We start from the raw sequence: 26,024 nt of genomic DNA on the forward strand, positions 1-26,024 counted from the left end.
GACTCTCCTGTGCTGCTCCACCCGGACCGGGGGTGTTGGGCAATCGGTCCGCCCCTACTCAATCACGTCGTCGCCGACACGGACGCGCAACCCTTTGCCCGCTCCGTCCCGTCCTGGGTGCATGAGGCGATGGTCCTGGGGTACGCGGGCGGCGCTGTTCGGCGGCGCGGCACTGGTGGTCGGGGTGAGCGCGGCCTCCGCCGTGCCCACCGGGGCGGAGGACCGGCGGGCGGTGCCGCCGATCGAGGCGGTGCCGGTGGACCTGGTGGCGTTCGACACGTGCGACGCCGCGCTGGCCGAGCTGAGGACGGCCATCGCGCCGCACGTCGGCGTGTACGGGTTGGGCGGTCACGGCTTCCTGACCAAGGCCGACGGCGAGGTCGCGATGGAGAGCCAGGCCGACGCGCGGGCCGGGAGCGCGCGACAAGCGCCCGGTGACGCGGCCGCCGTGCCCGAGCACTCCAGGACCAACGCGCACGAGTCGGGCGTGGACGAGCCCGACCTGGTCAAGACCGACGGCAAGCGGGTCGTCACGGTCGCCGACGGCAGGCTGCGCGTGCTGGACGTGGCGACGCGTCAGCTCACCGGAACGCTGGACGTGCCCGCGGGCCACGCCTCCCAACTGCTGCTGCACGGCGATCGCGCGCTCGTCATCGGCGCGGGCCAGGGCCTGGCGGGCCGGGGGATCGTGGTCGACGGCCCGGCCGGGGGGTACGCCGAGGACTCGTCGGTGACGCTGGTCGACCTGTCCGGCGCGCCCCGGGTCCTGGGCACGCTCACCGTGGACGGCCGCTACGTCGACGCGCGCCAGGTCGACGGCGTGGTGCGGGTGGTCGTGCACTCGGGGCCGCGCCTGCCGTGGGTGTACCCGATGGACGGTCGCAGCGAGGCGGAGTCGCTGATCGCGAACCGGGAGCTGGTCGCCACCGCGCCCATCGAGGCGTGGTTGCCGCACTACGAGCTGACCGACGCCGACGGCGCGACCTCCGAGGGCCTGCTGGTGGCGTGCGACCGGGTCAGCCACCCGGAGCACCACTCGGCCACGTCGATGCTGTCCGTGCTGACGTTCGACTTCCCCGGCGACCTGGGCACCGGCGACGCGGTGACGATCATGGCGGACGGCGACACCGTCTACGGCACGGGCGGCTCGCTGTACGTGGCCGACGACCACCACCTGCGGCCGATGACGCGGTTCGCGCCGGACACCCCCGCCTCCACCGCCATCCACCAGTTCGACGTGTCCCGGCCGGGGCCGCCCCGGCACGTGGCGTCCGGGTCGGTCGCGGGCACGCTGCTCAACCAGTACTCGCTGTCCGAGCACCAGGGCCACCTCCGGGTGGCGACCACGTCCGGGGACGCGCCGGGCATCCCCGGGCAGGCGCCCGCGACGCAGAGCTCGGTCACCGTGCTCAAGCGGGACGGCACGACGCTGGTGGAGGTCGGCCGGCTCGACGGGCTCGGCGTCGGCGAGCGGATCTACAGCGTCCGGTTCGTCGGGCCGGTCGGCTACGTGGTGACGTTCCGGCAGGTCGACCCGCTGTACACGCTGGACCTGTCCGACCCGGCCAGGCCGCGCGAGGTCGGCGAGCTGAAGATCACCGGCTACTCGGCGTACCTGCACCCCGCCGGTGGCGGGAAGCTGATCGGTGTCGGGCAGGAGGCCACCGGGCAGGGCCGGGTCACCGGCACGCAGGTGTCGTTGTTCGACGTGTCGGACCCCGCCGCGCCGACGAAGGTCGCCGGGCACCACCTGCCCGGGGCGAGTTCGGAGGTGGAGTTCGACCCGCACGCGTTCCTGTACTGGCCGGCCCGCGACCTGGTGGTGCTGCCGGTGACCGGGTCGGGCGCCGCCGGCCGGGAGGTGCAGGCGACCGGCGGCCTGCTGGTGCTGCGGCTGGGCGACGGCGCGTTCTCCGCGCTGGGCACGGTGCGGCACGACGGGTCGGCCTACGACCCGGGCATCCGCCGGGCGCTGGTGATCGGCGACGACCTGTGGACGGTGTCGGCGGTGGGCGTGCAGGTCAGCCGGATCGACGGGCTGGCGCGCCAGGCGTGGGTGCCGTTCACCTGATGCTGCTTCCTCATCCGACCTGGTCGTGGAGCAGGCGGTGCGCGAGGACCGTGCCGCCTGCCATCGCCGCCGGCAGCACGACCAGCGCCGCCAGCGGCACCAGGCACAGCAGGTAGACCGGCACGGCGAAGCCGAGCGTGACCGCCCGCCGCTTGCGCAGCGTGCGGCGGCGCACGTCGAGCTTGAGGCCGCGGCGGGTGAACGGGATGGCGGTCAGCTCGATCGACAGCAGCGTGGCGTTGACCAGCACCGCGATGACCGGCACCACGGTCTGGCCGACGACGGGGATGAACCCGGCGGCGAACAGCGGGATGGCGCACAGGATCGCGAGGCCGACCAGCAGCACGGCGTCCCGCACGCCGACCGCCGCCGACCTCAGCCACGTCACCTGCTCGGCCTCGGGCACGCCGCCGAGGTGCGTGTCCTCGACGGTCTCCGCGATGTGCTCGTAGAACGGGCCACCGATGATCAGCGTGATCGCGGTGAACAGCAGCAGTCCGATCGCGACGAACGCGCCGATGATCGAGAACCCGGCGGCGAACCGGATCGCGGTGCGCGGCCCGTCGTTCCAGTCGTCGGCGAACGGCGTGACCCACGCGGCGATCCCGTCGATCCACATCGCGAGCCCGACCAGGCCGCCGATCAGCAGCACGGTCGTGAGCAACGCCGGGATCGCGCCGATGAGCAGCAGTTTCGGCGACCGGAACACCAGGGCGAACCCCTGGCCGAGCAGCTTGACACCGGTGGAGAAGTCCCGCAGCACCCTGATCACCGCCGGAGCATATCGGCGGAGAGCGTGGCGGAGTCCCGAACCGACGGTCGCGCGACTCTGGGAGCGGTGCCAGACTGCTGGTCTCTGGGGAGAGGACGTCCGTCATGGCACTGGACCACCACCACACCGAACCCGTCCTGCTCGTGCGCAAGCGCGCCGACCTCGTGGGCGAGTGGGAGCGCAGCTGCCACCTGGCGGCGTTGCCCGACGACGGCACGCGCTCGACGCTGCTCACGTTGTGCGGCGAGCGGATCGAGGTGGGCGCGGCCGAGCTGCTGCCCGAGCCGGAGGGCATGCCGTGCGTGGCGTGCCTGCTGTCGGCGACGCCCCGGAGCTGACCCGTCAGCCGACGTGGCGGTCCGACTCGCAGAGGTCCTCGCGGAGGTTCGCCCGCACGGACCGCGCGAGCAGCGGGCCGACCAGCGGGTAGTGCCCGCCCGGGTGGCCTCCGCGCCGACGCCGAACCCACCGCCGGGCGCGGGCGCTCTCAGCTCGGCGTGCGTGATGCCCCGGGGTCCACTCGTGGTCGTGCCGCCGGTCCACGGCGGTAGCGCGCCACCACCTCCGGTGACCGGGCGATCGATCGGCGCGCGGACACGTCCACGCGCCGATCGTCCATCCGGGACCGCCCCCGCACCGGGCGAGGGCGGTGCCCGTTCGATGCGGTCGGTTCAGCGGCGGCGGCGGAAGCTGAGCGCCCGCGCGCCGGCGCCGACGCCGGCCAGGTGCAGCGCCAAGCAGAGCAGACCGGCCAGGAGCAGCGTCCCGCCGTCCAGCACGGAACCGAGGGAGGCGTTCGCCAGGTCGAGCAGGAGGGCGAGGCCGAAGATGACCGCGGCGATGATCGCGAGCACGGGAACCTCCAGGTGGGGATGGGTGAGCACCGATTACCCCGCCGCCGGTGACCCCAAGCGGGCGTTCGGTCCAACTTCGAGGCCCGGGTGGGTCAACCGGTGCCGCGTCCGCCGCAGCGATCTCGTGGCAGCCCGGCCGCAGCGCGCCGAGGGACGTCGTCCGTCCCGGTGAGGCGTGGTCGGCACGGTCACGAAGGCGCGGTCAGCCGCGGCACGCCGGTGCCCGACGCGGCCCAGGCGACCAGGCCCGCCACGTCCACCCCGTGCGGCGGGTCGTCGAGGTAGGGGGAGATGTTGCGGGTGCCCCGGCTCAGCAGCGCCGACGCGCCCGCCTGGTTGCCCCGGGCGGCGTGGGTCAGGCCGACGGCCAGTTGCGCCAGGCCGCGCCACAGCTCCCGCTCGGCCTCCGGCGCGGCCTTCCACGCGTCTTCCAGCACTTCGTGCGCGTGGAACGGCCGGCCGAGGTCGAGCAGGCGCTGTGCCTCGGCCAGCGCTTCGGCGGGCGTGCGGGGCACGCCTTCGGGCTGGCGTTCGACGCCCGGGAGCCCGTAGGGCAGGGGCCGGCCGAGCCCGTCGCGCGGTCGCGCGTTGCGGGCCCGACCCTGCTCGTCGCGATCGCGGGAACTGGTCGGCACGTCTTGATCGTGTCACGAACACCGCCACCGCGAAACGGCACGGCCGGTGCGCCCGAGCGGCGCGGAGAAGCGCGTGTGGTCGCCGAGGGGCGCGGAACGCGCGGTCGCGCACCCCGCGGACCTGGTCCGTCGGCTCCTGCATGACCTCCGCGCCCGCCGCGCGGATCCGCTCGAACTCGGCGTCGCGGTCGTCCACCCGGAAGGTGACCGCGCCGAGCGAGCCCTCGGCCGTCAGCTCCCTCATCGCGGTCGCGTCGGCGGCGGGCCGGCCGATGCCCGGGTCCTCCGGCACGTTCCCCACGTCGGGGTCGGGCGGCGGGTCCCACGGACGGCCGGCGGTACTGAGGTGGTGGTACGGCGTCTCGCCGGGGCCGGCTCGAACTGCCGGGCGCGAGGGCGGGCCAGTCGAGCGGCCGGGCGTACTCGCGGTCCGTGAGGTCGCGTGCCCGGCGCAGGTGGGCCGGTTCTTCCGGTCGCACGGGACCGGCCCGCCACGGCGATACTGGCGGGGTGTCCGGAACGGACTGGGTGCTGCACGTCGACCTCGACCAGTTCATCGCGGCGGTCGAGGTGGCGCGCCGGCCCGAGCTGCGCGGCAAACCGGTGGTCGTCGGCGGTGCGGGCGACCCGACGCGGCGCGCCGTGGTGGCGACCGCGTCCTACGAGGCGCGCGAGTTCGGCGTCCACTCGGGGATGCCGTTGCGGATGGCGAAGAAGAAGTGCCCGGACGCGGTGTTCCTGCCGTCCGACGCGGCCGCCTACGAAGAGGTGTCGGCGCACGTGATGGAGGTGCTGCGCGAGCTGCCCGTGGTGGTCGAGGTGCTCGGCTGGGACGAGGCGTTCCTGGGCGCGCGCACCGACGACCCGGAGGCGTTGGCCGACACCGCGCGGCGGGCCGTCAAGGCGGGGACCGGGTTGGAGTGCTCGGTCGGCATCGGCGACAACAAGCTGCGCGCCAAGCTCGCCACCGGGTTCGCCAAGCCGGCCGGGGTGTACCGGCTGACCCGGGACAACTGGGTGGAGGTGATGGCCGCCCGGCCGGTGACCGCGTTGTGGGGCATCGGGGCGCGGACCGCGGCCAAGCTCGCCGGGCTGGGCGTCGGCACGGTCGAGGAGCTGGCGCGGGCGGACCCGGAGGTGCTGGCCGGGCGGTTCGGCCCGGCGATGGGGCCGCACTTCCGGCGGTTGGCGCTGGGCGCGGGCGACCCGGTGGTCACCGCGACGCCCTGGGTGGCGAAGTCGCGCAGCCGCGAGACGACGTTCCAACAGGACCTGACGGACCCGGACGAGATCCGGGACCAGGTGCGGCTGCTGGCGCGGCGGGTGGCGGAGGACGTGCGCGCCGAGGGGCGGCCCGCGGTCCGGGTGGTGGTGAAGGTGCGGTTCGTGCCGTTCTTCACGTACACGCGGGGCGTGGCGCCGGCCGAGCCGACGGCGGACGTCGAGCCGATCGAGGCCGCGGCCGTGGCGGCGCTGGCACGATTCGACGACACACGCGCCGTGCGCCTGCTGGGGGTGCGGGCCGAGTTCGCCGGAGGACGGTCATGACGAAGGTGGTGTTGAACGGCTCGGTGTCGCTCGACGGGTACAGCGCCGGGCCGAACGTGAGCGACGAGCACCCGATGGGCGAGGGCGGCGAGCGGCTGCACGAGTGGCTGTTCGCCGAGGGTTCGGACGGCGACGCGGCGTTCGCGGCGACGGTCGGCGCGGTCGTGCTGGGCAGGCGGACGTTCGACCTGGGGCTGCGGTTCTGGCAGGACACGCCGTTCCCGGTGCCCAGCTTCGTGCTGACCCACGAGGAGCGCCCGCCGTTGGCGATGAGGTCGGCGGCGTTCACGTTCGTCACCGACGGGCCGAAGAGCGCGGTCGCCCGGGCACGGGCCGCGGCGGGGGACAGGGACGTGCTGGTGATGGCCGCCGCCGAGACCGCGCAGCACGTGCTGCGGGCCGGGCTGGTGGACGAGGTCCGGCTCCAGCTCGTGCCCGTGCTGCTGGGTGCGGGCACGCGGCTGCTGGACGGGCTGCGGCCCACCGAGCTGGAGCGGGTCGGGGTGACCGAGGCCGACGACGTGCTGCACCTGCGGTTCCGCGTCCTGCGGTGACGCCGTGCCCGGTCACGACGCCGAGGCGGTGATGCCGTCCAGGACGGCGTAGAGGCGGGCGGCGGTGGGGCGGTCGAACTCGGGGCGGCCCAGGTCCACCGGCTTGCCCGCGCGGGACGCCGTGAGCGGCGCGGTGGGCGGGTCGGAGAGGAACCGGTGCACCTGGTCCGCCGCGCCGGCCGTCGACCGGGCGACCAGCCGCGCCACCCCGTCCAGCGCCCGGCCGCGCAGCCCGCCGACCTGCGCGCCCAGGCCGCTGTCCACGAACATCGGGTTGTGCAGCACGTACCGGACCGCGCTGCCGGGGTGCCGGTCGGCGAAACCGGCGCCGAGCAGGTCCGCGGCCCGCGCGCCCTGGCTGACCGCCCGCAGCGGCCGGAACCCGCGGCTGAGCGCGAGGTCGTCCCACCGGATGCCCGGCCCCTTCAGCCCGGCCACGCCGCACAGGCTCACCACCACCGGCGCGGCCGACCGCTCCAGGACCGGCAGCAGGCGTTCCACCAGCGCGAACCGGCTCACCGCGTAGAGCGCGAACGAGTGCTCCAAGCCGTCGGCGGTGACCTCGCGGCGGCGGGTGAACCGGCCCGCGCCGAGCACGAGGTGGTCGACCACGTCGAACCGCGACGCCACCTCCTCGGCCACCGCGGCGGTGCCGGCGATCGTGCTCAGGTCGCCCCGGATCAGCTCGACCCCGTCCGGCGCGGCGGCCGACCGGCCCACCACCGCGACCCGGTGCCCCTCTCGCGCCAGTCGTTCCGCCAAGCTCCGGCCGATGCCGTTGGTGCCGCCCGTGATCACCGCGTTCGCCATAACCTGGAGCTTGCAGCGCGTCGCGACGACCCGGAAGAAGGCACATCCATGTCACTGGTCCCGGTGCCGGTCACGGCCGCCGACCGAGCCGCCTGCTCGGTGTCCGGGCTGCTGGCCCGGGTCGGCGACAAGTGGAGCCTGCTGGTGCTGGTGCTGCTCGCCGAACGCCCCTACGGCTTCAACGAGCTGGACCGCGCGGTGCACGGGCTGAGCCGCCGCATCCTCACCCGCACGCTGCGCGCCTTGGAGCGCGACGGCCTGGTCAGCCGGGAGGTGCGGCCCGGCAGGGCGGCCGGCGTGACGTACGCGGCGACCGCGCTGGGCCGGTCCCTGCTGGAGCTGGTCGTCCCCTTGGGACGGTGGGTGCTGCGGCACGAGGCCGAGATCGAGGCCGCGCGGTCGGCCTACGACAGGGAGGTGAGCACCCGCCGCGCGGTGTCCACGCTGGACTGAGGGTTCTGGCCGGTGACCAGGTTGCCGTCCACGACGACCGTGCTGGACCACGCCGGGCCGGTCTCGGGCACCGCGCCCAGCTCGCGCAGCCGCCCCTCCACGGAGTACGGCACGGCCAGGCCGCCCTGGCGCTCCTCCTCGTCGGTGAACGCGGTCAGCCGCCGCCCGGCGAACGCGAACGTGCCGTCCTCGCGCACCGCGGCCAGCAGCCCGGCCGGGCCGTGGCACAGCGCGGCGACGACCTTGCCCGCGTCGTCGAACGCCACCAGCAGCCGGCCGAGGTCCGCGTCGAACGCGAGGTCCGCCATCGGGCCGTGCCCGCCGGGCAGCAGCACGGCGTCGTAGTCGGCGGCGTCGACGTCCGCGAGCCGCAGCGGCGCCGCCAGCTCGTCGTCGATCGACGCCAGGTAGGCGGCGAACTCGTCGGTGAGGCTGGCCGCGTCCACGGTCGGGCGCGCGCCGCCAGGCGTGGCGATGTCCACGCGCACGCCCGCGTCGCGCAGCACGCGCACCGACTCGACCACTTCCTCCGCCCAGAACCCGGTGGGGTGGCTCGACCCGTCGGCCAGCACCAGTGCGTCGGCCGCCGAGACGACCACGAGGACCTTGCTCATCGTTCGTTCCCTTCGAGAAGTCGCTGTCCAGGTCGGACAGCGACCACTCCATCACGTTTCATCCGGTAGCGTTCGACGAGCCATAACTGTGCTTATAGCTGTGGGGTTGCGCGGTGACCGATCTCGACCTGCTGTCCACGTTCGTGGAGATCTACCGGGCCGGCTCGCTGACCGCCGCCGCCGGGCGCCGGGGCCTCACCCAGCCCGCGGTGAGCGGGCACCTGGCCCGGTTGGAGCGGGAGCTGGGCGAGCCGCTGTTCGTGCGCTCCAGCCGCGGCGTCACGCCCACCGCGCGGGCCGACGCGCTGGCCCGCCGGGTCGGCGCGCACGTGGACGGGCTGCGGTCCGCGCTGTCCGAAGTGGACGACCGGGAGGCGTGCGCGGGCACCGTGCACCTGGGTGGCGCGGTGGAGGTGGTGTCCGCGCGGGTGCTGCCCGCGCTGGCGCCGCTGACCGCGCGCGGGCTGCGGCTGCGGATCACGCTCGGGCTCGCCGACGACCTGCTCGCCGCGCTGGCCAACGCCCGGCTGGACCTGGTGGTGTCCGCGGTGCGGCCCGCGGACCGCGCGCTGGTCGCCACGCCGTTCGTGGACGAGGAGTTCGTGCTGGTCGGCGCACCGACGCTGGTGCGCACGATCGACCGCGCTCTGCTGGCGGCCGACCCGGTGCGGGCGCTGGCGCACCTGCCGCTGGTCGCGTACGCGGAGGAGCTGCCGATCGTGCGGCGGTACTGGCGCAGCGAGTTCGGCCGCCGCCCGCCCAACCCGGTCGCGGTCGTGGTGCCGGACCTGCGGGCGGTGCTGGCGGCGGTGGTCGCGGGGGCGGGGGTGTCGGCGCTGCCGCGGTACCTCGCCGACCCGGCGCTGGCGGCGGGGTCGGTGGAGCTGGCGCACCAGGCGGCGGTGCCCCCGTTGAACACGTTGTTCCTGGCCACCCGGGTCGGTGGGCTGGCGAACCCGTCGGTGGCGCTGGTGCACGGGCACCTGATGGCCCGCTCGCGCGACTGGGGTGTGCTGTGACCGCGTCGCGCGAGCGGGCCGATCGGGGTGATCAGACGCCGGCGATGGACTGGATCCAGGACCGGTACCGCGTGACGTTGGTGTAGGCGGTGGTGGTCTGCCGGTCACTGGTGGACGCGACGCCGACCTGCACGCCGCCCGCCATCATCGGGCCGCCCGAGTCGCCGCCCGCGGTGATGCCGTTGCCGCGCCGGGCGCAGATCGCGTTGCCGCCGTAGGCGTCGGTGCAGCCGCCGGTGACGGTCACGTTCGCGACCTTCAGGTACTGCGACTGGCAGTTGATCTCCGAGCCGCACTGGGACGTCGCGCCCCAGCCGTAGACCTGCACGGACTGGCCCACGGTGACCGAGCCGGGCTGGCCGAGCCGGGCGTAGGTCGCCGACACGGAGCGGTCGAGCCGGACCAGCGACAGGTCCGACGAGTGGTTGTAGGTCTGCACGCCGTTGGCGACCGTGCCGCCGGTCGTCTGGTCGAGGCTGCCGATGCGGAACGACAGCCCGCCGCCGCTGACGCAGTGCCTCGCGGTCAGGATCCACGTGGGCGCGATGATGGTCGCGCTGCACGTCTGCCTGCCGTTGGAGAACAGCCGGGCCGCCCACGGGGCGTTGCTCGCGTAGCCGCCGCCGATGATGTACGGCGTCACGCCGCCGTCCGCCGTCGCCGGCGCGGCCGACCCGGACGGGGCGAGGGCCAGCAGGGACAGCAGGGCGGCTGCGAGCGCAGGGATCAACCTGGTGATTCGCAAGTGTTTCCTCGATTCCGAAGACACGCGATTGCTCGCGCACAGGGGTGTCTTGGGTCACGAGATTCGTACCACTCGACCGGGTGAAAAGGGATATATCGAATCGGTTATAACGCGGGCTATAGCGTGTGCGGCATGCTCGTCGAACTGGCCATCGGGGACGCGTACGGCGCGGGCTTCGAGTACGCCGACCCCGCGTTCGTGACCAGGCACAACACCCTGGACGGGTACGTGCGGCACCCCCGGCACCACGGCATCCGGCCCGGCGCCTACACCGACGACACCCAGATGACGCTGGCCTTGGCGGAACTGCGGGCCTCCGGCGTCGAGTGGACGCCCGAGTCGGTGGCGTCGGCGTTCGTCACCGCGTTCCACCGCGACCCGCGCGAGGGCTACGCGCGGGGGTTCCAGGCTTTCCTGGGTACCGTGCGCACCGGCGCCGAGTTCCTGGCGCGGATCCGGCCGGACAGCGACAAGAGCGGCGCGGCGATGCGCGCCTCACCCGCCGGGCTGCTGCCCACCGCGGCCGAGGTGCTGCACCACACCGACGTGCAGGCCCGGGTCACCCACGACACCGCGGACGGCATCGCGGCGGCGCGGGCGGCGGCGTTGGCCGTGCACTACTGCCACCACGGGCTCGGTCCGGTGGCGGAGGTGGGCCCGTGGATCGCCGACCGGCTCGGCTCCGGGGTGTGGGCGCGGCCGTGGCGCGGCAAGGTCGGGTCGAAGGGCGTGATGAGCGTGCGCGCGGCCTTGACCGCGTTGGCCGCGGGCGGGTCGCTGAGCTCGGTGCTGCGGGCGTGCGTGGCGTTCACCGGGGACGTGGACACGGTCGCGACGGTCGCCCTGGCCGCCGCCTCACGGTCCGCGGAGATCCGCGCCGACCTGCCCCGGGCGCTGCTGGACGGCCTGGAGAACGGCCCCTTCGGCCGCGACCACCTGGCCCGGGTGGACGCTCACCTGCGGTAGTGGTCGAGGAGTTCGGCGACCCGGTCAGCCGGCCACGGGCAGCGGATCTCGCCGAACGTGGCCGCGAAGAACAGCTCCAGGTGGGCGTGCCACGCGGCGAGCGCACGCGGCGCGAACGCCGGGTCGGCCAGGGCGTGCGTCAGCTCGACCGTGGTGCCGTGGTCGGGGTCGTGGTGGAACTCCCAGCGCACCCGGCCGGTCGGCGAGTCGAACGCCAGCACGCGGGGCGGCTCGTGCTCGACCAGCGGGCCCGGCGGGACGTCCGGGTTGGTCGCGCGGGTCGGCACGCCGTCCTCGCCCACGCCGTCCTCGTCCTCGGTGAGCAGCGCCCACACCTCGTCCAGGGGGCGCCAGACGAGGTCGCGGACGAACCGCACCACGCCGTCGTCGAGCCGGCCCTCGTCCAACCCGAACTCGCGGGTGTAGCGCTCCATCGGCGCGAGCACGTCGGTCGGCGACTGGAACGTCCGGTCGTCCAGGCGGGCTTCGAGCGCGGCGAGGCAGGTGTCCCAGCCGGCGGCGTTGCGCGCCGCGCCGTGCTCGTCGCCCAGGACGTGGGTGAACACCAGCAGGCAGCCGCGTTCGTGCGGCAGCAGCTCGAACCGCAGCACGTCGGTGTTCCAGCGGAACGCGAACACCCGGGGCGGGTCGGACTCCAGCACCTCGCCGGTGGTGATCTGGTCGGGGAAGGAGAACGTCAGCTCCCGGCCGTCGACCGCGACCGCGGCCGGGAACCAGTGCGCCAGCTCGGCCGGTTCGGTGATCGCGCGCCACACCTTGGCCGGTGGGTGGGCGAGCGCCCGTTCGAACCTCAGCACGGGCTTGCCGTCGATCCGCCGCAACTCGGTGCTCATGAGTCCATCCCGTCCAGTCGGCGTTCCAGGGCGTCGAGGCTGTCCTCCCACATCCGCCGGTACGGCGCCAGCCAGGCGTCGACCTCGGCCAGCGGCCCGGGCCGCAGCCGGTAGAGCCGCCGCTGGGCGTCCCGCCGGACCTCGACCAGCCCGGCGTCGCGCAGCACCTTGAGGTGCTTGGACACCGTCGGCTGGCTCACCGACAGCCCGTCGACCAGGTCGTTGACCTGCCGTTCCCCGTCCCGCAGCACGTCGAGGATGCGTCGTCGCTGCGGGTCGGCGAGCACGGCGAACGTGGATGCCATGTCGGCAATATAGCCAGATCGGCATATACGCTGTCAACGGCGGTGCGTATCCCGGCCACACCCACCCATCACACGTTAGGATGACCGCGGCGCCTCGACCCCAGTGCAGCCCTCTCCACGCGTGGCACGACCGCGCGGACGTTCTCCGCTCGACGCTTCGAGGAGCCCTCCATGCCGCGCACGTTCACCGGCTCGCCCGTCCGCGACCTGCTCGCCCTGACCTCCCGGCCCGAGGTCATCTCGTTCGCGGGCGGCCTGCCCGCGCCCGAGCTGTTCGACGCCGACCACCTGCGCGAGGCCTACGCGCGAGCCGTGTCCCGCCGGTCGTTGCAGTACGCGCCCACCGAGGGCGACCTGGACCTGCGCGGGCTGGTCGCCGACCGGCTGACCCGCCGCGGCCTGCCGACCGCGGCCGGGGACCTGCTCGTCACCTCCGGCTCGCAGCAGGCGCTGACGCTGGTCGTGACCGCGCTGCTGGAGCCCGGCGCGGTGGTCGCCGTCGAGGAGCCGACCTACCTGGCCGCGCTGCAGTGCTTCCAGCTCGCCGGCGCGCGGGTCGTGCCCGTCGCGGGCGACGAGCACGGCATGGACCCGGCGGCGCTGGCGGAGGTGGTCGAGCGGGAGCGGCCCGAGCTGCTGTACCTGGTGCCGACGTTCGCCAACCCGACCGGCCGGACGTTGAGCGCCGCGCGGCGGGCGGAGATCGCCGCGCTCGCCGACCGGCACGGCCTGTGGGTGGTCGAGGACGACCCGTACAGCGAGTTGCGCTACCGGGGCGAGCCGGTGCCGTCGTTGGCCTCGATGAGCGACCGGGTGCTGTACGCGGGCAGCTTCTCCAAGGTCGGCGCGCCGGGCATGCGGTTGGGCTGGCTGCGCGCGCCCGCGTCCATCATGCGCACGCTGGTGATCGTGAAGCAGGCGGCGGACCTGCACACGTCCACCGTCGACCAGGCCGCGGCGGCGGTGTACCTGGAGGCGAACGACCTGGACGAGCACATCCGCGGTCTGTGCGCGGCCTACCGGGGCCGGCGGGACGCGATGATCGCCGCGCTGCCGTCGACGGTGCCCGCCGGGACGCGGTGGAGCGACCCGGACGGCGGGATGTTCGTGTGGGTGACGCTGCCCGGCGGGGTGGACACCTCGGAGCTGATCACGGCGGCGTTGGCGCGTGACGTGGCGTTCGTGCCCGGCGCGCCGTTCTACGCGACCACGCCGGACCGGTCGGCGTTGCGGCTGTCGTTCACCACCAACACGGTCGACGAGATCGCCGAGGGCATGCGGCGGCTGGCGGCCGTGCTGCGGTAGGCGCACGGTGGCGGTGCCGGCGGTGTGGGAGGCGGGAACGCCACGTGAGCTTCACGTGCTGCGCCCGGCCGGGGCACGACACGCCGGTCGCGGTGATCGCGCGCGAGACGCACCCGTCCGCCGGGGCGGTGCGCAACCACCTGGCCGCGGCCGTGGCGGAGCTCGGCGTGCCCGGCCGCTCGGAGGTCCGCCTGACCGCGGACGACCAAGGGTGGCTCCGACCCCGGTCCTCGGTCCTCACGCCTGTTCCGCGTCGTGGACGACGTCCGCCCGCAGCTCCGACTCCATCGCCGCCCGGACGCCGCGAACCGCCAGCCGGTCCGCGCGTTCGTTCTCCGGGTGCCCGGCGTGCCCCTTCACCCAGTGCCACTCCACCTGGTGGGGCGTGGCGGCGGCGTCGAGGCGCTGCCACAGGTCGACGTTCTTGACCGGCTGCCGGCCCGCGGTCAGCCAGCCGTTGGCCTTCCACTTGGCCATCCACGACAGCACGCCGTTGCGGACGTACGTGCTGTCGGTGTAGATCCGCACCGCGGACGGCCGCTTGAGCGTCTCCAGCGCGCGGATCGGGGCCATCAGCTCCATGCGGTTGTTGGTGGTGGCGGTCGACTCGCCGCCGAACAGGTCGCGCTCGTGCGCCCCGTACCGCAGCACCGCGCCCCACCCTCCCGGTCCGGGGTTCCCACTGCACGCGCCGTCGGTGTAGATCTCCACCACCTGCTCCATGCCGGGAAGATACCCACCGGTCCGGTGACGGATTTCGGCCGTGAGCGCAATCGCTGTCGCCGGTTCGGGGCCCCGGGCACCCTGGGGCCATGGCACTGGGATTCCGGGGTGACGTCGCCGACTACTACCACCGCTACCGGCGCGGCTACCCGCCGGAGGCGCTCGACGTGGTGGTGGACGTGTTCGGGCTGACCCCGGACGACGTGGCGGTGGACCTCGGCTGCGGCACGGGCCAGGTGACCGTCCCGCTCGCGACCCGGGTCCGCGCCGTGGTCGGCGTCGACCCGGAGCCGGACATGCTCGCGCACGGTCGGCGTGCCGCCGCGGAGCGCGGGGTGGCGAACGTGTCGTGGGTCGTCGGGACGGACGCGGACGTGCCCGCGTTGCGCGCCGCGCTCGGCGACGGGTCGGTCGGCGCGGTGACGATCGGCCAGGCGTTGCACTGGATGCGGCACGACGACCTGTTCCGCGAGGCGTCCTCGCTGGTCAGGCCGGGTGGCGGGGTGGCGGTGCTGACCAACGGCACGCCGTTGTGGCTCCAGGACGCGGACTGGTCGCGGGCGTTGCGCGCGTTCCTGGAGGAGTGGCTGGGCGCACCGGCCGGCGGGGCGTGCGGCACCGACGAGGAGAGCCGGTCGCGCTACCGCCGGAGCCTGGCGGACGCCGGGTTCCGGGTCGACGTGCACGGCGTCGACTACACCGACACGCTGGACGTCGAGTCGGTCGTGGGCGGTGTCCTGTCGGCCCTGCCCGCCGACCGGCTCCCCGCGGACCGCCCCACCTTCGCCGACCGGATCCGCCGCGCCCTCGAGCCGCACGCGCCGTTCACCGAGCACGTCCACGTCACCGTGCTGACCGGCACCGGACCCACCGCCTGACCCACGACCGGCCCGGGCCGGTGCGGGACCGGCGGCCGGCGTGGACCCGGCCCCGAAATCCGTTCGGGCGCCGGCCGACCCGCTGGGTTCCCGGGGGTGGAGGTCTACATCCTGTGGCACGTGCGGCACGCCCGGAACCTCGACGGCTCGGTCGAGCACGTCGACGGGACCGGCGAGCTGCGGTGGGACGAGGAAGACGGCGACGACCTGAAGATCCCGGGCGTCTACTCGACCGGGGCCCGCGCCCGCGAACGGATCGAGCGGGCCAGGACGACACCGGGCTTCGCCGACGAGCCGGACTGCTTCACGGTCGTCCGGCACGTGGTCGACGAGGACGCGTGGACCGAGGGCTTCGTGACGGTCGTCGGCTGATCACGGGTCTCCGGTCCCACCCAGCCGCCGGACGTCGCCCACCGGGTGAGGCGCTGGTGCCGGCAGCGTCGGGTGTCGGCACCGGCGCCGTGCTCACCAGCCGCGCTCGCGCCACTCGGACAGGTGTGGACGTTCACTCCCCAGAGTGGTGTCGTCCCCGTGACCCGGGTACACCCGGGTGTCGTCCGGCAGTTCGGCGAAGATCCGCGCCTCCACGTCGTCGATCAAGGAACTGAACGTGTCGGGCGACGTGGTCCCGCCCACCCCTCCCGGGAACAGCGGGATTCTCCGCGAACAGTCGTTCTGGTCGGTGTCAGCGCCACCACTGCCGGCAAGCGGTTCGGCAGAGTAAGGCCCAGGTGTGGCGCGTTTTGCCCATTAGGAAGACCGCGTTTTGTCGGTTAGAGTCGCCCTGTGAGTGCTCTCGTACAGCGCAACGCAGCGGCAAGGGTGACCGAGCTACTAGCTTCGTTCCGCGTGGTCCTCCTCGGCGGCGCGCGGCAGACCGGGAAGACGACGCTGGCGCGCGAGTTGCTCGACCTGCCTGGCCACGCGTGGTTCAGCTTCGACGACGAGGCCGTGCTCGCCCGTGCGGAGGACGATCCGGTCGGTTTCGTGGACGCCTTGCCGCGACCGGCGGCGGTTGACGAGTTCCAGCGTGCCGGCCGCGGTTTCCTGCTCGCGGTGAAGCAGGCGGCCGACCGCGACCGCGCGCGAGGTCAACTGCTGTTGACCGGGTCGACCAACTACCTGGCCGACAAGGGCCTCTCGGAGACCTTGGCAGGCCGCGCCGGCAGGCTGCTGCTCTGGCCGTTGTCGATGGGGGAGCGGCTGGGAGTGCGGGAGACCTTCCTGGACCTGCTGTTCGAGTCGACCCGGTGGCCGGGTCGGTTCGAGCCGTTGCCGCGTGCGGAGTTGATCAGCACGTTGTTGGAGGGCGGGTACCCCGAGATCGTCACCGAAGGGCTTGCCGGACGTCAGCGCCGGAACTGGTTCGAGGCGTACGTGCACGACGTCGTGTCGAGAGAGGCGCTTCGCCCGATCGCCGAGGTCCGGTTGGAGGCCGAGCTGCGGAAGCTGCTGCGTCTACTGGCCGCTCGCACCGGTCAGGAGCTGGTTGTCGCCGGAGTTGCCGGCGACGCCGAGGTCGGCCGTGAGACCGCGTCGAACTACGTAACCCTGCTGGAGGCTCTCCACCTGGTGACCTTGCTGCCCGCGTGGTCAACCAACATCACGAACAGGGCGAAGCGTCGCCCGAAGGTCGTTGTCGTGGACACGGGTCTCGCGGCGGATCTCTGCGGTCTCGGCGAGCAGGCGTTCTCACTGACCGCCAATGGGACTGCGGCAGGTGCGCTGTTCGAGACGTTCGTGATCACCGAGGTCTTCAAGCAGGCCACGTGGAGCGAGCGGAGCGTGGACCTGTCGTACTTCCGTGACCGTGACGGGGCCGAGGTGGACCTCATCGTGGAGGACCGCAGGTCTGGTGAGCTGGCTGGCTTGGAAATCAAGCTGACCAGCACGCCGACTGCTCGGCATGCCAAGCACCTGGTGATGTTGCGGGACAAGTTGGGGAGCCGGTTCACGACAGGTCTGGTAATCCACGCCGGATCGCAAGTGCTGCCGCTGGGCGACCGGATCTGGGCCGTTCCGGTCTCTGCCCTGTGGCGGTCGGACGTCTGACCGCCTGGTCGACCCGTCGTGCCCGCACCCGACGGGTCGACCGGGAACCTAGCGGCATCAACAATATTTTGACAGTGATCTCGGCGGTTGTTGCTGCGGTCAGATGGGCATATTGAGTCGTATCATGCGCAAGAGGTTGCGGAGTATGTCGACAGTGTTCGACGGGATATCTTCCGGATTGAAGTGCATAATGTCGTTGCGGATGTCCCGGATTATTTCCAGGCGTTTGCAGAAGAGGGTCCGATCCAGCTTGGTGTTCAACCGGGTCCATGCATCCGGGTTCTGCAGGGTGCGTTCGTAATCGCCCATTGTCAATTGGTCGAACGACTTGATATCGCGAGATCCCGAAGGGTCGCACAAGGTCACGACATCCGAAAGAGGGACATGACTGCTCACCACGTGGCGCAGTAGTCGGTCCAGTTCTCCGATCAGGAAGAAGGGTGTTGCCATGTCGCCGTAGGCGTGCGCAAGGTCGGCCGCCGTCACGATGCCGCTGACTTCGTTCAACTCGTTGCGAACGAAGACGAATCCTGCGCTTTGCAGAACACCCAGAACGTCCACGAGTTCCTGGTTGTAGGAGATCTCCGGGGCGTCGATGATGCAATCTCGCAGTGTTGCGCTCGGATTGATGTGCCGTGCGACGGCAATCGACTTCCAGGTGACTGCCCCGGACAGGTTGCGCTTGTTGGGAGACATGACGGCCAACTGGGAGAAGTCGTCGATCTGCATCAGCGTGATCGCCTGCTCGATGGTGCTCTCCCGCGTCACGGCGATGACCCCGCCAAGCGCGGACGGCAGGTTGCCGACCTTGAGTCAATGTCCGTAGCCCTTGACTCGTGAGGTCCTTCTCGATACGTCGGGTGATGCGGGTTCCGCGGCTCCGCGCGTTCCAGTGCCTGAGCAGTTCGCGGACCGTGACCGAGACCTCCTCGCCTTCTCCCAGCTGTTCTCTGACTTCGCTGAGGTACTGGTGTGGCGTGTCTGGGTGGGCGGTGCCCGTCGTGGTGTCACGCAGTTCGTTGCGCAGAGACGCCAAGGTCCGGTTTGCGTCGGTGCGCCACACGATCCAACCATTGATCTGTGTTCCGGTGACTGCTCTCGCGGCGTCCGACGGGGTGTCGTACTCGGCGCCACCCGTCAGGACGATGCGCCCTTCTGGCGAGACCGTGGCGACGTGCTCTTCGCCTGCTCTCGGTCGGGCGAACCGCAACCGGTCACCCGCGCGGATCAGTTCGGCACCGAGGAGATCGCGGACGCTCTCGCGGCGGTGTTCCGGAATCTGTGAGCTCACCAACCGCGTCCCCTCCACTCGTCAAGCTTGGGACGCTCCGCTCCGAGCGTGGAGTCATCCCCGTGACCGGGGTAGAACCAGGTGTCGTCCGGCAGCACGTCGAAGATCCGCGACTTCACGTCGTTGAACAGGGACGTGAAGTCCTCCGGCGACGTAGTCCGTCCCACCCCACCGGGGAACAGCGAGTCCCCGGTGAACAGGTGGGGGTGGCCGGCCGGGTCGCGGTACAGCAGGGCGATCGAGCCGGGGGTGTGGCCGCGCAGGTGGATCACCGTCAGGGGGACTTCGCCGACGTGCACCGTGTCACCGTGCCCGACCAGGACGTCCGGCGGGATCGGCAGGACCTCGGCGTCCGCGGCGTGCGCGATGGTGTTCGAGCCGTTCGCGCCCGCGACCGCGCCGAGAGCCCCCCAGTGGTCCTGGTGGCGGTGGGTGGTCACCACGGTCTTCAGCCTCGGCCGGTCCACCGAGTGGCCGACCACGTCCGACAGCCGTTCGGGGTCGGCCGCCGCGTCGATCAGCAGACCCTCGTTCGTCGCACGGCAGACCAGCAGGTACGCGTTGTTGTCCATCGGTCCCACCGAGACCTTCGTGATGGTCAGCGCGTCGAGGGTGCGCCGTGCCGCAGGGCCGCCCGGCGATACATGACCCGTGTAGTCCTCTAGTACGTCCACAATGGCCGACCGTATCCGACCGGACACCCTTCAAGTCGCCCGCAGGTCGACCCCCTAGGGTTGGCTACCGGCCCGTAACGCCTCACCGCCGCTCGTCCGATGTCACCTGATTAGGGTTCTTCCACCTCGTGCCTACCAAACGCCGGATCAACTGGGACGTCCTGCGCCTCCTCGCCGTGCTGTGCGTGCTCCTCCAGCACGCCACCCGCGTCGGACCCGCCAACCACCCGGAACTCGACCGGCCGCACTTCGTCTTCGGCCTGGAGTTCGGCGCCAGCACCCTGGTGGTGATCTCCGCCTTCTTCGCCTGCGTCTCCCTGTCCAAGGGCGAACCGGCCCGCTTCCTGCGCAACCGCCTCGCCCGCCTGCTGCCGCCCTACCTGGTGGCGGTCCTGGGCACCTACGCCGTCCTGCGTCACCTCGCGCCGGACGGCTGGAGCGAGCTCACCTCGCGCGACCTGCTCGTGAACGTCCTCATGCTGCAGAGCTGGTTCCCCGACGCACGCCTGGTCGACGCCTCCCACTGGACGCTCCCGATCCAGGTCACGGGCTTCCTCGCGGGCGCACTGCTCGCCTCACGCCTCCGCGGCCGCTCGGTGAAGGCGCTGCTGTGGACCCTCGTGGTCGTGCCCGTGGTCGTCAAGGACTGGGCGATCCCCCAAGGCCTGTTCAACACCCTCTACAACGGCGTCGGCGCGCCTCGCGCCCAGCTGTTCGCCATCGGCATCGCCATCTGGCTCTGGTCCAGGGGCCGGCTCGGCGACCGGCACCTGTTCGCCCTGCTCACGACCGCCCTGCTGGCCCAGGCCTGGCACACCGCGGACCTGCCGTCGACGGTCGGGTTCGGCGTCCTGCTGATCGCCGTGTGCGCCGCGGCGGGCGGCCGGGACTGGGACGTCGCCCCCGTCCGCCTGCTCTCCCGGCCCATCCGGTGGCTCGCGGGCATCTCCTACGGCGTCTACCTGGTCCACCAGGAACTCGGCTACCTGGTGATGGCCCGGGTCGCACCCCACGGCGGACCGTGGCTCGAGCTGGCGGCCTTCACCGGCTCGGCCATCGTCCTCGGCTGGCTGCTCACCGCGTTCGTCGAACGCCCGGCGCACCGCGCCCTCACGGCCAGCCGGCCGACCGTGGCCGGCCTGCTGCTCACCGCCCGCCTGCACGCGGCTCAGAGCCACCTGGGCAGCGTCGGCGCCGTCCCGTTCAGCCGGGCACCGCTGTGGCGGCCGGTCAACCACCCCAGCACGTCGGCCGCCGCGCCGCTCACCGCGGGCGACGTGGCGCTGTCCGCGGTCAGCCCCCAACTGCGCTGACGACCGTCCGGGAACACCGCCGCCACCCGCGCGTCCGGCACGTCGGGCCGGTCCGCGAACTGGCCCACGGCGTCCTCCAGGAAGTGCTCCAGCAGCTCCGGTGGCAGGTCGTCGAACCCGACACCACCGTCCAGGTCGACCAGGTGGAACCACACCTCCCGCAGCCGCAGCCACGGCACCCGGTGCGCCAGGAACGGCCCCGCCTTCGGGTGCGCCACCTCCGCCTCCCACGCCGAGGGCGGCAGGTCGCGGGCGAACGCGGCGAACCGCTGGCACGCCGCGTCCAGGTCCGCCCGCAGCAACTGCGGCAGCCGGCCCGCGCCCTCCGCGATGTCCGCGTCGCGGTCGGCCATGCTCGGGTACATCGGGTGCTCGACCCCCGTCTTGGCCCACGTGAGCAGGTTCACCAGGGCGTCGGCGTTGCGTGCGAGGTGCGTCACCACGTGCGCCCGGCTCCACCCGGGAAGCAGGCTCGGACCCCGCAAAGAGGGCAGGTCGAGGCCGCCGACGACCTCGTACAACGCCCGCGTCGCCCGTTCGACCTCGGCGAGCCCGGCGACCGCGTCCTGGACCGCGGCCGACTGCTCGCGGGGCGCGGGTACGCTCGTCTGGGCGGATCGGACCTGGGCGGCATCAGCGAAGCTCATGGGCACCTCATCCCGGCGTTTGCGGCCGAACGGCCTATCACCCCAGCGTAGGGGCGTTCACTACCGACCGGTAGAGCCGTTGGCGCACGATCGTGGGACTGTGCCCGTCACGAATTGTCGGTGCCCGCCCCTAGCATGGTGGTCGCCCTCCCCGACAGGGCCGACGCAGTGGTCCGATACGCTTTTCGAACGTCTGTTCGGGGGAAGGTCAAAAACCGAAGGGAACCGTTGTGGCCGACCGGCTTGTCGTTCGCGGGGCGCGCGAGCACAACCTGCGAGGGGTGGACCTCGACCTGCCGAGGGACAGCCTCATCGTGTTCACCGGGCTGTCCGGCTCGGGCAAGTCCAGCCTCGCCTTCGACACGATCTTCGCCGAGGGCCAGCGCCGCTACGTCGAATCGCTGTCGGCGTACGCGCGGCAGTTCCTCGGCCAGATGGACAAGCCGGACGTCGACTTCATCGAGGGCCTCTCGCCCGCCGTGTCGATCGACCAGAAGTCCACCAGCCGCAACCCGCGCTCGACCGTCGGCACCATCACCGAGGTCTACGACTACCTGCGGCTGCTGTACGCGCGCGCCGGCAAGGCGCACTGCCCGAAGTGCGGCGAGGCGATCAGCAAGCAGACCCCCCAGCAGATCGTGGACCAGGTGCTGGCCATGGAGCCGGGCACCAAGTTCCAGGTGCTCGCGCCGGTCATCCGCGGCCGCAAGGGCGAGTACCTCGACCTGTTCTCCACCCTCCAGTCCCAGGGCTACTCGCGGGCCAAGGTCGACGGCGTCGTGCACGCCCTCGGCGAGGTGCCCAAGCTGAAGAAGCAGGAGAAGCACGACATCGCGGTCGTGATCGACCGGCTGAGCGTGAAGGCGAGCGCCAAGCAGCGGCTGACCGACTCGGTGGAGACCGCGCTGCGGCTGGCCGACGGCCTGGTCGAGCTGGAGTTCGTGGACGTCCCGGAAGGCGACCCGGGCCGGGTGCGCGGCTTCTCCGAGAACCTGGCCTGCCCGAACGGCCACCCGCTGGCGATCGAGGACCTGGAGCCGCGGTCGTTCTCGTTCAACTCGCCCTACGGCGCGTGCCCGGCCTGCACCGGCATCGGCGTGCGCAAGGAGGTCGACCCGGAGCTGGTCGTGCCGGACGACGAGCTGTCGCTGGCCGAGGGCGCGATCGCGCCGTGGGCGTCCGGGCAGACCGCCGAGTACTTCACCCGGCTGCTCGAGTCGCTCGGCCTCGCCATCGGGTTCCGGATGGACACCCCGTGGCGCCAACTGCCCGCCAAGGCGCAGAAGGCGGTGCTGCACGGCGTCGACGAGCAGGTCAACGTCCGCTACAAGAACCGCTACGGCCGTGAGCGCTCCTACTACGCCAACTTCGAGGGCGTGATCCCGTTCCTGGAACGGCGGCAGGAGCAGACCGAGTCCGAGTACATGCGGGAGAAGTACGAGGGCTACATGCGGGAGGTGCCGTGCCCCACGTGCCAGGGCACCCGCCTCAAGCCGGAGATCCTGGCCGTGACGCTGCACCACGGCCGCAAGGGCGACAAGTCCATCGCCGAGGTGTGCGCGATGTCGGTCGCCGAGTGCTCCGAGTTCCTCGACGGGCTCAAGCTGGGCAAGCGCGAGTCGATGATCGCGGGCGCGGTGCTCAAGGAGATCCAGGCCCGGCTGCACTTCCTGCTCGACGTGGGCCTCAACTACCTGTCACTGGACCGCGCGTCCGGCACACTTTCGGGTGGAGAAGCTCAGCGGATCAGGTTGGCCACGCAGATCGGGTCCGGCCTGGTCGGTGTGCTCTACGTGCTCGACGAGCCCTCGATCGGGTTGCACCAGCGTGACAACCACAAGCTGATCGAGACGTTGACCCGGCTGCGCGACCTCGGCAACACGCTGATCGTGGTCGAGCACGACGAGGACACCATCCGCACGTCCGACTGGGTGGTCGACATCGGCCCCGGCGCGGGCGAGCACGGCGGCAAGGTCGTGCACAGCGGCCCGTACAAGGAGCTGCTGAAGAACAAGGAGTCGATCACCGGCGCCTACCTGGCGGGGCGCAAGGAGATCGCCATGCCCGCCGCCCGCCGCAAGGTCGACAAGAAGCGGCAGCTCACCGTGGTCGGCGCGCGGGAGCACAACCTGCGCGGCATCGACGTGTCCTTCCCGCTCGGCTGCCTGGTCTCGGTCACCGGCGTGTCCGGTTCCGGCAAGTCCACGCTCGTCAACGACATCCTGGCGACCGTGCTGGCGAACAAGCTCAACGGCGCGCGGCAGGTACCGGGCAGGCACACGCGGGTGCGCGGGCTCGACCAGGTCGACAAGCTGGTGCAGGTCGACCAGTCGCCGATCGGCCGCACGCCCCGGTCCAACCCGGCCACCTACACCGGTGTGTTCGACCACATCCGCAAGCTGTTCGCGGCCACCACCGAGGCGAAGGTGCGCGGCTACCAGCCGGGGCGGTTCTCGTTCAACGTCAAGGGCGGGCGCTGCGAGGCGTGCGCGGGCGACGGCACGATCAAGATCGAGATGAACTTCCTGCCGGACGTCTACGTCCCGTGCGAGGTGTGCAAGGGCGCGCGGTACAACCGCGAGACGCTGGAAGTGCACTACAAGGGCAAGACGATCTCCGAGGTCCTCGACATGCCGATCGAGGAGGCGGCGACGTTCTTCGAGCCGATCAACGCGATCCACCGGCACCTGCGCACGTTGGTCGACGTCGGCCTGGGTTACGTGCGCCTGGGCCAGCCCGCGCCCACGTTGTCCGGTGGTGAGGCGCAGCGGGTGAAGCTGGCGGCGGAGCTGCAGAAGCGGTCCACCGGCAAGACGGTGTACATCCTGGACGAGCCGACCACGGGCCTGCACTTCGAGGACATCCGCAAGCTGCTCGGCGTGATCAACGGTCTGGTCGACAAGGGCAACACGGTGATCGTGATCGAGCACAACCTCGACGTGATCAAGACGTCGGACTGGCTGGTCGACATGGGTCCGGAGGGCGGCTCGGGCGGCGGCACGGTGGTCGCCGAGGGCACACCGGAACAGGTCGCCGAAGTCTCCGACAGCTACACCGGCCAGTTCCTGCGACAGGTCCTGCCCACCGAAGCGGTCGCCGGCTGACCCAAGATCACCCCAAGGCGTGACGGCCTCCCGGGTATGAATGGAAACGCGGAATGCGTTGCCGGAAATGAAGGAGGCGCACGGCCAGGCACATCACCATGCCAACCCCGGCCCGATCGCCGCCGACCGCACCCAAACCCCCGCCGCGCCATACCGACCAGTCGCCGTCAGCCACCGCCGAAGCAGACGCAATCACCCGCAGCCGGTCACCCGCAGCCGGTCGGCCGGAGAGCGGTCGGCCGGAGCGGTCGATCACGGTCACAAAGGCGTGACGGCCTCCGGGGCGGTCGAGCGCGGCTGGAATGGCGAGACCCGGTGCCTGCGGCTGGTCGCGGCCGCGGCCGGTGTGCGTGACCATGGTCGTATGCCGCTGAACTCATACCGCTTCCGCAGCGTCTGGTCGGTGGACTGCCCGCCCGAGCGGGCGTTCGAGGTGCTCGCGGACTTGGGGAGTTACCCGAGCTGGTGGCGTGAGGTGCGTGACGCTCGGCAGGTCGCCGAGCAGGCGGCCGAGCTGCGGTGCCGGTCGGTGCTGCCCTACGAGCTGGTGTTCCAGGCGCACCACAACGCCCGGGAGCCCGAGGCGGGGTTGCTGCGCGCCGACCTGGTCGGGGACTTGGACGGCACGGTGAGCTGGCGCATCTTCGGTGAGGATGCCGGGTCGCGGCTGGTCTACGACCAGGAGGTGGTGGTGCGCAAGCCGCTGCTGCGTCGACTGGCCCTGCTCGGCCGGCCGCTGCTCAAGGCGAACCACGAGTTGATGATGCGCAGTGGCCAGCGAGGATTGCGCGCCTACCTGGCGGGGTTTCAGGCGGCGTCGGGGAACGAGTAGTCGAGGCGCCGGCCGGAGGTCGCGGGCAAGCCAGCCAGGGTGGTGGACAGGCGAGCCGGGTGGCGGTGGCGGGTAGAGGTCGCGGATGCCCGGGCCTCGGCGGTGGGCGACCGGCCGCAGACGCTGGGGCCTTGGCCGGCCGAGGGGTGCGGGGCGGGCGGTGGTGAGCCGCTGAGGCGGGAGACGCCAGTGGCGGCGGGCGGTGATCGCGGGCAGTGATCGCCGGCGGTGGTGGCGGGTGGGGTTCCGGCTGTGGTGGTGGTGGTGGTGGTGGGCGGGTGCTGGGCTGTGGTGACGGATGGCGGGCGGTGTGGCGACGGGCGGTGTGGCGGGATTACGGGCGGTGTAGCGGGGTGGTGGTCAGGTGAGGTGGCGGACGAGGCGGGCCAGTTGGTCGGCGTAGTGCTCGGCGAACTCGTCGGACGTCGGGTCCTGTCCGGTGATGCGGCGGGCCATCTTCGGCATGAACAGGGTCGCGCTCGCCGCTGCGGTCAGGGCGAGCAGCAGGCACTCCGGGTCGAGGTCGGCAGGGACTTCGCCGGCTTCCTGCCGTGCCCGCAGCGCGTCGACCTGGGCGCGCAGGAACTCCCCGTCGCCCTCGTCCGGTGTGTCGTCGCCCGAGACGTTCTCCCACACCATCAACCGCGCCCAGTCGCGCCGCTCCCGCGTGGACAGCACGAACCCGCGCACGACCTCGGCCAGCGGACCTTCGGCGAGTTGCCCGCCCTGCTGGTGCCAGCGTCCCGCCAGCTCCCGGTAGAGGCCTTCCTTGCCGCCGAAGTAGTACGAGATCAGCTGCTTGTTCACGCCCGCCCGGTCGGCGATGGCGCTCACCCGGGCGGCCGCGTAGCCCTTCGCGCCGAACTCGACCGTCGCCGCGTCGAGTATCCGGGCTTTGGTGCGCTCGGGGTCGCGCTTGCGTTCGGCGGGGTCGGGGGAGCGGCGGGGCACGGGCCCACGGTAGCCGATCACCCCGTATCAACTGGCTGGTTGACTTAATCAAAC

27 protein-coding genes and 4 pseudogenes are annotated in these 26,024 nt (G+C 72.2%); 14 read left to right on the forward strand and 17 right to left on the reverse strand.

Annotated elements, in window-relative coordinates:
* Window positions 1-121: 121 nt before the first annotated feature.
* A complete protein-coding gene (locus tag FHX81_RS30820) occupies window positions 122-2,071 on the forward strand; it encodes a beta-propeller domain-containing protein (RefSeq protein ID WP_170232231.1) in 1,950 nt (649 codons plus the stop codon).
* A gap of 10 nt (window positions 2,072-2,081) precedes the next feature.
* Here the strand turns inward: FHX81_RS30820 and FHX81_RS30825 are convergent, their stop codons facing one another.
* Complete coding sequence (locus FHX81_RS30825) at window positions 2,082-2,834, reverse strand: EI24 domain-containing protein (protein ID WP_141984227.1); 753 nt, start codon at window positions 2,832-2,834, stop codon at window positions 2,082-2,084.
* A gap of 113 nt (window positions 2,835-2,947) precedes the next feature.
* Here FHX81_RS30825 and FHX81_RS30830 point away from each other — a divergent pair, with 113 nt between their 5' ends.
* On the forward strand, window positions 2,948-3,181 hold the full coding sequence (locus tag FHX81_RS30830; protein ID WP_141981829.1) for a hypothetical protein: 234 nt from the start codon (window positions 2,948-2,950) through the stop codon (window positions 3,179-3,181).
* Between the two features lie 333 nt (window positions 3,182-3,514).
* Here the strand turns inward: FHX81_RS30830 and FHX81_RS30835 are convergent, their stop codons facing one another.
* The 3 genes and pseudogenes from FHX81_RS30835 to FHX81_RS42225 form a co-directional block, all read right to left on the reverse strand.
* Window positions 3,515-3,697, reverse strand: a complete 183-nt coding sequence (locus FHX81_RS30835; protein ID WP_141981831.1) for a hypothetical protein — start codon at window positions 3,695-3,697, stop codon at window positions 3,515-3,517.
* A gap of 188 nt (window positions 3,698-3,885) precedes the next feature.
* A complete protein-coding gene (locus FHX81_RS30840) occupies window positions 3,886-4,332 on the reverse strand; it encodes a DUF309 domain-containing protein (protein WP_141981832.1) in 447 nt (148 codons plus the stop codon).
* A gap of 100 nt (window positions 4,333-4,432) precedes the next feature.
* A pseudogene (locus FHX81_RS42225) lies at window positions 4,433-4,672 on the reverse strand (VOC family protein); the annotation flags it as partial.
* A gap of 170 nt (window positions 4,673-4,842) precedes the next feature.
* Here FHX81_RS42225 and FHX81_RS30845 point away from each other — a divergent pair.
* Window positions 4,843-5,880 (forward strand): DNA polymerase IV, encoded by a 1,038-nt coding sequence (locus FHX81_RS30845; RefSeq protein ID WP_141981834.1) that lies wholly within the window; start codon window positions 4,843-4,845, stop codon window positions 5,878-5,880.
* The gene (locus FHX81_RS30850; RefSeq protein WP_141981836.1) at window positions 5,877-6,434 is read left to right on the forward strand and encodes a dihydrofolate reductase family protein; all 558 of its coding nucleotides are present in this window, start codon (window positions 5,877-5,879) and stop codon (window positions 6,432-6,434) included. The genes FHX81_RS30845 and FHX81_RS30850 overlap by 4 nt, the downstream gene beginning before the upstream one ends.
* A 12-nt stretch (window positions 6,435-6,446) precedes the next feature.
* Here the strand turns inward: FHX81_RS30850 and FHX81_RS30855 are convergent, their stop codons facing one another.
* Window positions 6,447-7,244 (reverse strand): SDR family NAD(P)-dependent oxidoreductase, encoded by a 798-nt coding sequence (locus FHX81_RS30855; protein ID WP_141981838.1) that lies wholly within the window; start codon window positions 7,242-7,244, stop codon window positions 6,447-6,449.
* A 48-nt stretch (window positions 7,245-7,292) separates the two neighbouring features.
* Between FHX81_RS30855 and FHX81_RS30860 the strand changes: the two genes are divergently transcribed.
* Entirely contained in the window at window positions 7,293-7,697 is a 405-nt protein-coding gene (locus tag FHX81_RS30860; RefSeq protein WP_141981839.1) for a winged helix-turn-helix transcriptional regulator, read from the forward strand.
* On the opposite strand, the gene FHX81_RS30865 is transcribed toward FHX81_RS30860, so the two are convergent.
* The gene (locus FHX81_RS30865) at window positions 7,649-8,311 is read right to left on the reverse strand and encodes a type 1 glutamine amidotransferase domain-containing protein (protein ID WP_141981841.1); all 663 of its coding nucleotides are present in this window, start codon (window positions 8,309-8,311) and stop codon (window positions 7,649-7,651) included. The genes FHX81_RS30860 and FHX81_RS30865 overlap by 49 nt on opposite strands.
* A gap of 113 nt (window positions 8,312-8,424) precedes the next feature.
* Here FHX81_RS30865 and FHX81_RS30870 point away from each other — a divergent pair, with 113 nt between their 5' ends.
* Window positions 8,425-9,330 carry a LysR family transcriptional regulator gene (locus FHX81_RS30870; RefSeq protein ID WP_141981843.1) on the forward strand — a complete coding sequence of 302 codons (906 nt, stop codon included), beginning with the start codon at window positions 8,425-8,427 and terminating at the stop codon, window positions 9,328-9,330.
* A gap of 31 nt (window positions 9,331-9,361) precedes the next feature.
* Here FHX81_RS30870 and FHX81_RS30875 read toward each other — a convergent pair whose 3' ends face one another.
* Entirely contained in the window at window positions 9,362-10,075 is a 714-nt protein-coding gene (locus FHX81_RS30875) for a S1 family peptidase (RefSeq protein ID WP_141981845.1), read from the reverse strand.
* Between the two features lie 132 nt (window positions 10,076-10,207).
* Here FHX81_RS30875 and FHX81_RS30880 point away from each other — a divergent pair, with 132 nt between their 5' ends.
* Entirely contained in the window at window positions 10,208-11,041 is an 834-nt protein-coding gene (locus tag FHX81_RS30880) for an ADP-ribosylglycohydrolase family protein (RefSeq protein ID WP_141981846.1), read from the forward strand.
* Here FHX81_RS30880 and FHX81_RS30885 read toward each other — a convergent pair.
* Both FHX81_RS30885 and FHX81_RS30890 read right to left on the reverse strand, forming a co-directional pair.
* Complete coding sequence (locus FHX81_RS30885; RefSeq protein WP_141981848.1) at window positions 11,029-11,895, reverse strand: SRPBCC family protein; 867 nt, start codon at window positions 11,893-11,895, stop codon at window positions 11,029-11,031. The genes FHX81_RS30880 and FHX81_RS30885 overlap by 13 nt on opposite strands.
* Window positions 11,892-12,200: an ArsR/SmtB family transcription factor gene (locus FHX81_RS30890; RefSeq protein WP_141981850.1), complete on the reverse strand. Its 309-nt coding sequence runs from the start codon at window positions 12,198-12,200 to the stop codon at window positions 11,892-11,894. Before FHX81_RS30890 ends, FHX81_RS30885 begins: the two co-directional genes overlap by 4 nt.
* A gap of 171 nt (window positions 12,201-12,371) precedes the next feature.
* Here FHX81_RS30890 and FHX81_RS30895 point away from each other — a divergent pair, with 171 nt between their 5' ends.
* Window positions 12,372-13,505, forward strand: coding sequence for an aminotransferase-like domain-containing protein (locus FHX81_RS30895; RefSeq protein WP_141981852.1), 1,134 nt, complete (start codon window positions 12,372-12,374; stop codon window positions 13,503-13,505).
* Between the two features lie 237 nt (window positions 13,506-13,742).
* Here the strand turns inward: FHX81_RS30895 and rnhA are convergent, their stop codons facing one another.
* On the reverse strand, window positions 13,743-14,228 hold the full coding sequence (gene rnhA / locus FHX81_RS30900) for a ribonuclease HI (protein WP_141981854.1): 486 nt from the start codon (window positions 14,226-14,228) through the stop codon (window positions 13,743-13,745).
* 89 nt (window positions 14,229-14,317) lie between these two features.
* Here rnhA and FHX81_RS30905 point away from each other — a divergent pair, with 89 nt between their 5' ends.
* Window positions 14,318-15,106: a class I SAM-dependent methyltransferase gene (locus tag FHX81_RS30905; RefSeq protein WP_141981856.1), complete on the forward strand. Its 789-nt coding sequence runs from the start codon at window positions 14,318-14,320 to the stop codon at window positions 15,104-15,106.
* 96 nt (window positions 15,107-15,202) lie between these two features.
* Complete coding sequence (locus tag FHX81_RS30910; protein ID WP_141981858.1) at window positions 15,203-15,478, forward strand: hypothetical protein; 276 nt, start codon at window positions 15,203-15,205, stop codon at window positions 15,476-15,478.
* A 93-nt stretch (window positions 15,479-15,571) separates the two neighbouring features.
* Here the strand turns inward: FHX81_RS30910 and FHX81_RS30915 are convergent.
* A pseudogene (locus FHX81_RS30915) lies at window positions 15,572-15,757 on the reverse strand (MBL fold metallo-hydrolase); the annotation flags it as partial.
* 198 nt (window positions 15,758-15,955) lie between these two features.
* Here FHX81_RS30915 and FHX81_RS30920 point away from each other — a divergent pair.
* Window positions 15,956-17,158 (forward strand): ATP-binding protein, encoded by a 1,203-nt coding sequence (locus tag FHX81_RS30920; RefSeq protein ID WP_170232232.1) that lies wholly within the window; start codon window positions 15,956-15,958, stop codon window positions 17,156-17,158.
* A gap of 99 nt (window positions 17,159-17,257) precedes the next feature.
* On the opposite strand, the gene FHX81_RS42230 is transcribed toward FHX81_RS30920, so the two are convergent.
* The 3 genes and pseudogenes from FHX81_RS42230 to FHX81_RS30930 all read right to left on the reverse strand — a co-directional run bounded on the left by FHX81_RS42230 (window position 17,258) and on the right by FHX81_RS30930 (window position 19,123).
* Complete coding sequence (locus FHX81_RS42230) at window positions 17,258-17,926, reverse strand: CBS domain-containing protein (RefSeq protein ID WP_246108051.1); 669 nt, start codon at window positions 17,924-17,926, stop codon at window positions 17,258-17,260.
* Window positions 17,927-18,173: 247 nt separating this feature from the next.
* Window positions 18,174-18,467 (reverse strand): annotated as a pseudogene (locus FHX81_RS43060) (restriction system modified-DNA reader domain-containing protein); the annotation flags it as partial.
* A complete protein-coding gene (locus FHX81_RS30930; RefSeq protein WP_141981863.1) occupies window positions 18,446-19,123 on the reverse strand; it encodes an MBL fold metallo-hydrolase in 678 nt (225 codons plus the stop codon). The gene FHX81_RS30930 and the pseudogene FHX81_RS43060, both read right to left, overlap by 22 nt.
* Window positions 19,124-19,251: 128 nt before the next feature.
* Between FHX81_RS30930 and FHX81_RS30935 the strand changes: the two are divergent.
* Window positions 19,252-20,190 (forward strand): annotated as a pseudogene (locus tag FHX81_RS30935) (acyltransferase family protein); the annotation flags it as partial.
* Between the two features lie 101 nt (window positions 20,191-20,291).
* Here FHX81_RS30935 and FHX81_RS30940 read toward each other — a convergent pair.
* The gene (locus tag FHX81_RS30940) at window positions 20,292-21,083 is read right to left on the reverse strand and encodes a maleylpyruvate isomerase family mycothiol-dependent enzyme (RefSeq protein WP_141981865.1); all 792 of its coding nucleotides are present in this window, start codon (window positions 21,081-21,083) and stop codon (window positions 20,292-20,294) included.
* 230 nt (window positions 21,084-21,313) lie between these two features.
* On the opposite strand from FHX81_RS30940, the gene uvrA reads away from it, so the two are divergent.
* On the forward strand, window positions 21,314-24,187 hold the full coding sequence (gene uvrA / locus FHX81_RS30945; RefSeq protein WP_141981867.1) for an excinuclease ABC subunit UvrA: 2,874 nt from the start codon (window positions 21,314-21,316) through the stop codon (window positions 24,185-24,187).
* A gap of 7 nt (window positions 24,188-24,194) precedes the next feature.
* Here uvrA and FHX81_RS30950 read toward each other — a convergent pair whose 3' ends face one another.
* Window positions 24,195-24,545 (reverse strand): hypothetical protein, encoded by a 351-nt coding sequence (locus tag FHX81_RS30950; RefSeq protein WP_141981869.1) that lies wholly within the window; start codon window positions 24,543-24,545, stop codon window positions 24,195-24,197.
* A gap of 6 nt (window positions 24,546-24,551) precedes the next feature.
* Between FHX81_RS30950 and FHX81_RS30955 the strand changes: the two genes are divergently transcribed.
* Window positions 24,552-25,019, forward strand: coding sequence for an SRPBCC family protein (locus FHX81_RS30955; protein WP_141981872.1), 468 nt, complete (start codon window positions 24,552-24,554; stop codon window positions 25,017-25,019).
* 360 nt (window positions 25,020-25,379) lie between these two features.
* On the opposite strand, the gene FHX81_RS30960 is transcribed toward FHX81_RS30955, so the two are convergent.
* A complete protein-coding gene (locus tag FHX81_RS30960) occupies window positions 25,380-25,970 on the reverse strand; it encodes a TetR/AcrR family transcriptional regulator (RefSeq protein ID WP_246108052.1) in 591 nt (196 codons plus the stop codon).
* Window positions 25,971-26,024 lie beyond the last annotated feature (54 nt).

This window comes from Saccharothrix saharensis (assembly GCF_006716745.1).
Lineage (GTDB): Bacteria > Actinomycetota > Actinomycetes > Mycobacteriales > Pseudonocardiaceae > Actinosynnema > Actinosynnema saharense.

Excerpts from the sequence above, each read along its gene's own strand:
- FHX81_RS30955 (WP_141981872.1), top strand. The coding sequence starts at position 24,552 with ATGCCGCTGAACTCATACCGCTTCCGCAGCGTCTGGTCGGTGGACTGC.
- FHX81_RS30880 (WP_141981846.1), top strand. The coding sequence starts at position 10,208 with ATGCTCGTCGAACTGGCCATCGGGGACGCGTACGGCGCGGGCTTCGAG.
- FHX81_RS30850 (WP_141981836.1), top strand. The coding sequence starts at position 5,877 with ATGACGAAGGTGGTGTTGAACGGCTCGGTGTCGCTCGACGGGTACAGC.
- FHX81_RS30890 (WP_141981850.1), bottom strand. The coding sequence starts at position 12,200 with ATGGCATCCACGTTCGCCGTGCTCGCCGACCCGCAGCGACGACGCATC.
- FHX81_RS30895 (WP_141981852.1), top strand. The coding sequence starts at position 12,372 with ATGCCGCGCACGTTCACCGGCTCGCCCGTCCGCGACCTGCTCGCCCTG.
- FHX81_RS30885 (WP_141981848.1), bottom strand. The coding sequence starts at position 11,895 with ATGAGCACCGAGTTGCGGCGGATCGACGGCAAGCCCGTGCTGAGGTTC.
- FHX81_RS30830 (WP_141981829.1), top strand. The coding sequence starts at position 2,948 with ATGGCACTGGACCACCACCACACCGAACCCGTCCTGCTCGTGCGCAAG.
- FHX81_RS30855 (WP_141981838.1), bottom strand. The coding sequence starts at position 7,244 with ATGGCGAACGCGGTGATCACGGGCGGCACCAACGGCATCGGCCGGAGC.
- rnhA (WP_141981854.1), bottom strand. The coding sequence starts at position 14,228 with ATGGAGCAGGTGGTGGAGATCTACACCGACGGCGCGTGCAGTGGGAAC.
- FHX81_RS30940 (WP_141981865.1), bottom strand. The coding sequence starts at position 21,083 with ATGAGCTTCGCTGATGCCGCCCAGGTCCGATCCGCCCAGACGAGCGTA.
- FHX81_RS30950 (WP_141981869.1), bottom strand. The coding sequence starts at position 24,545 with ATGGTCACGCACACCGGCCGCGGCCGCGACCAGCCGCAGGCACCGGGT.
- FHX81_RS30820 (WP_170232231.1), top strand. The coding sequence starts at position 122 with ATGAGGCGATGGTCCTGGGGTACGCGGGCGGCGCTGTTCGGCGGCGCG.
- FHX81_RS30860 (WP_141981839.1), top strand. The coding sequence starts at position 7,293 with ATGTCACTGGTCCCGGTGCCGGTCACGGCCGCCGACCGAGCCGCCTGC.
- FHX81_RS30905 (WP_141981856.1), top strand. The coding sequence starts at position 14,318 with ATGGCACTGGGATTCCGGGGTGACGTCGCCGACTACTACCACCGCTAC.
- FHX81_RS30865 (WP_141981841.1), bottom strand. The coding sequence starts at position 8,311 with ATGAGCAAGGTCCTCGTGGTCGTCTCGGCGGCCGACGCACTGGTGCTG.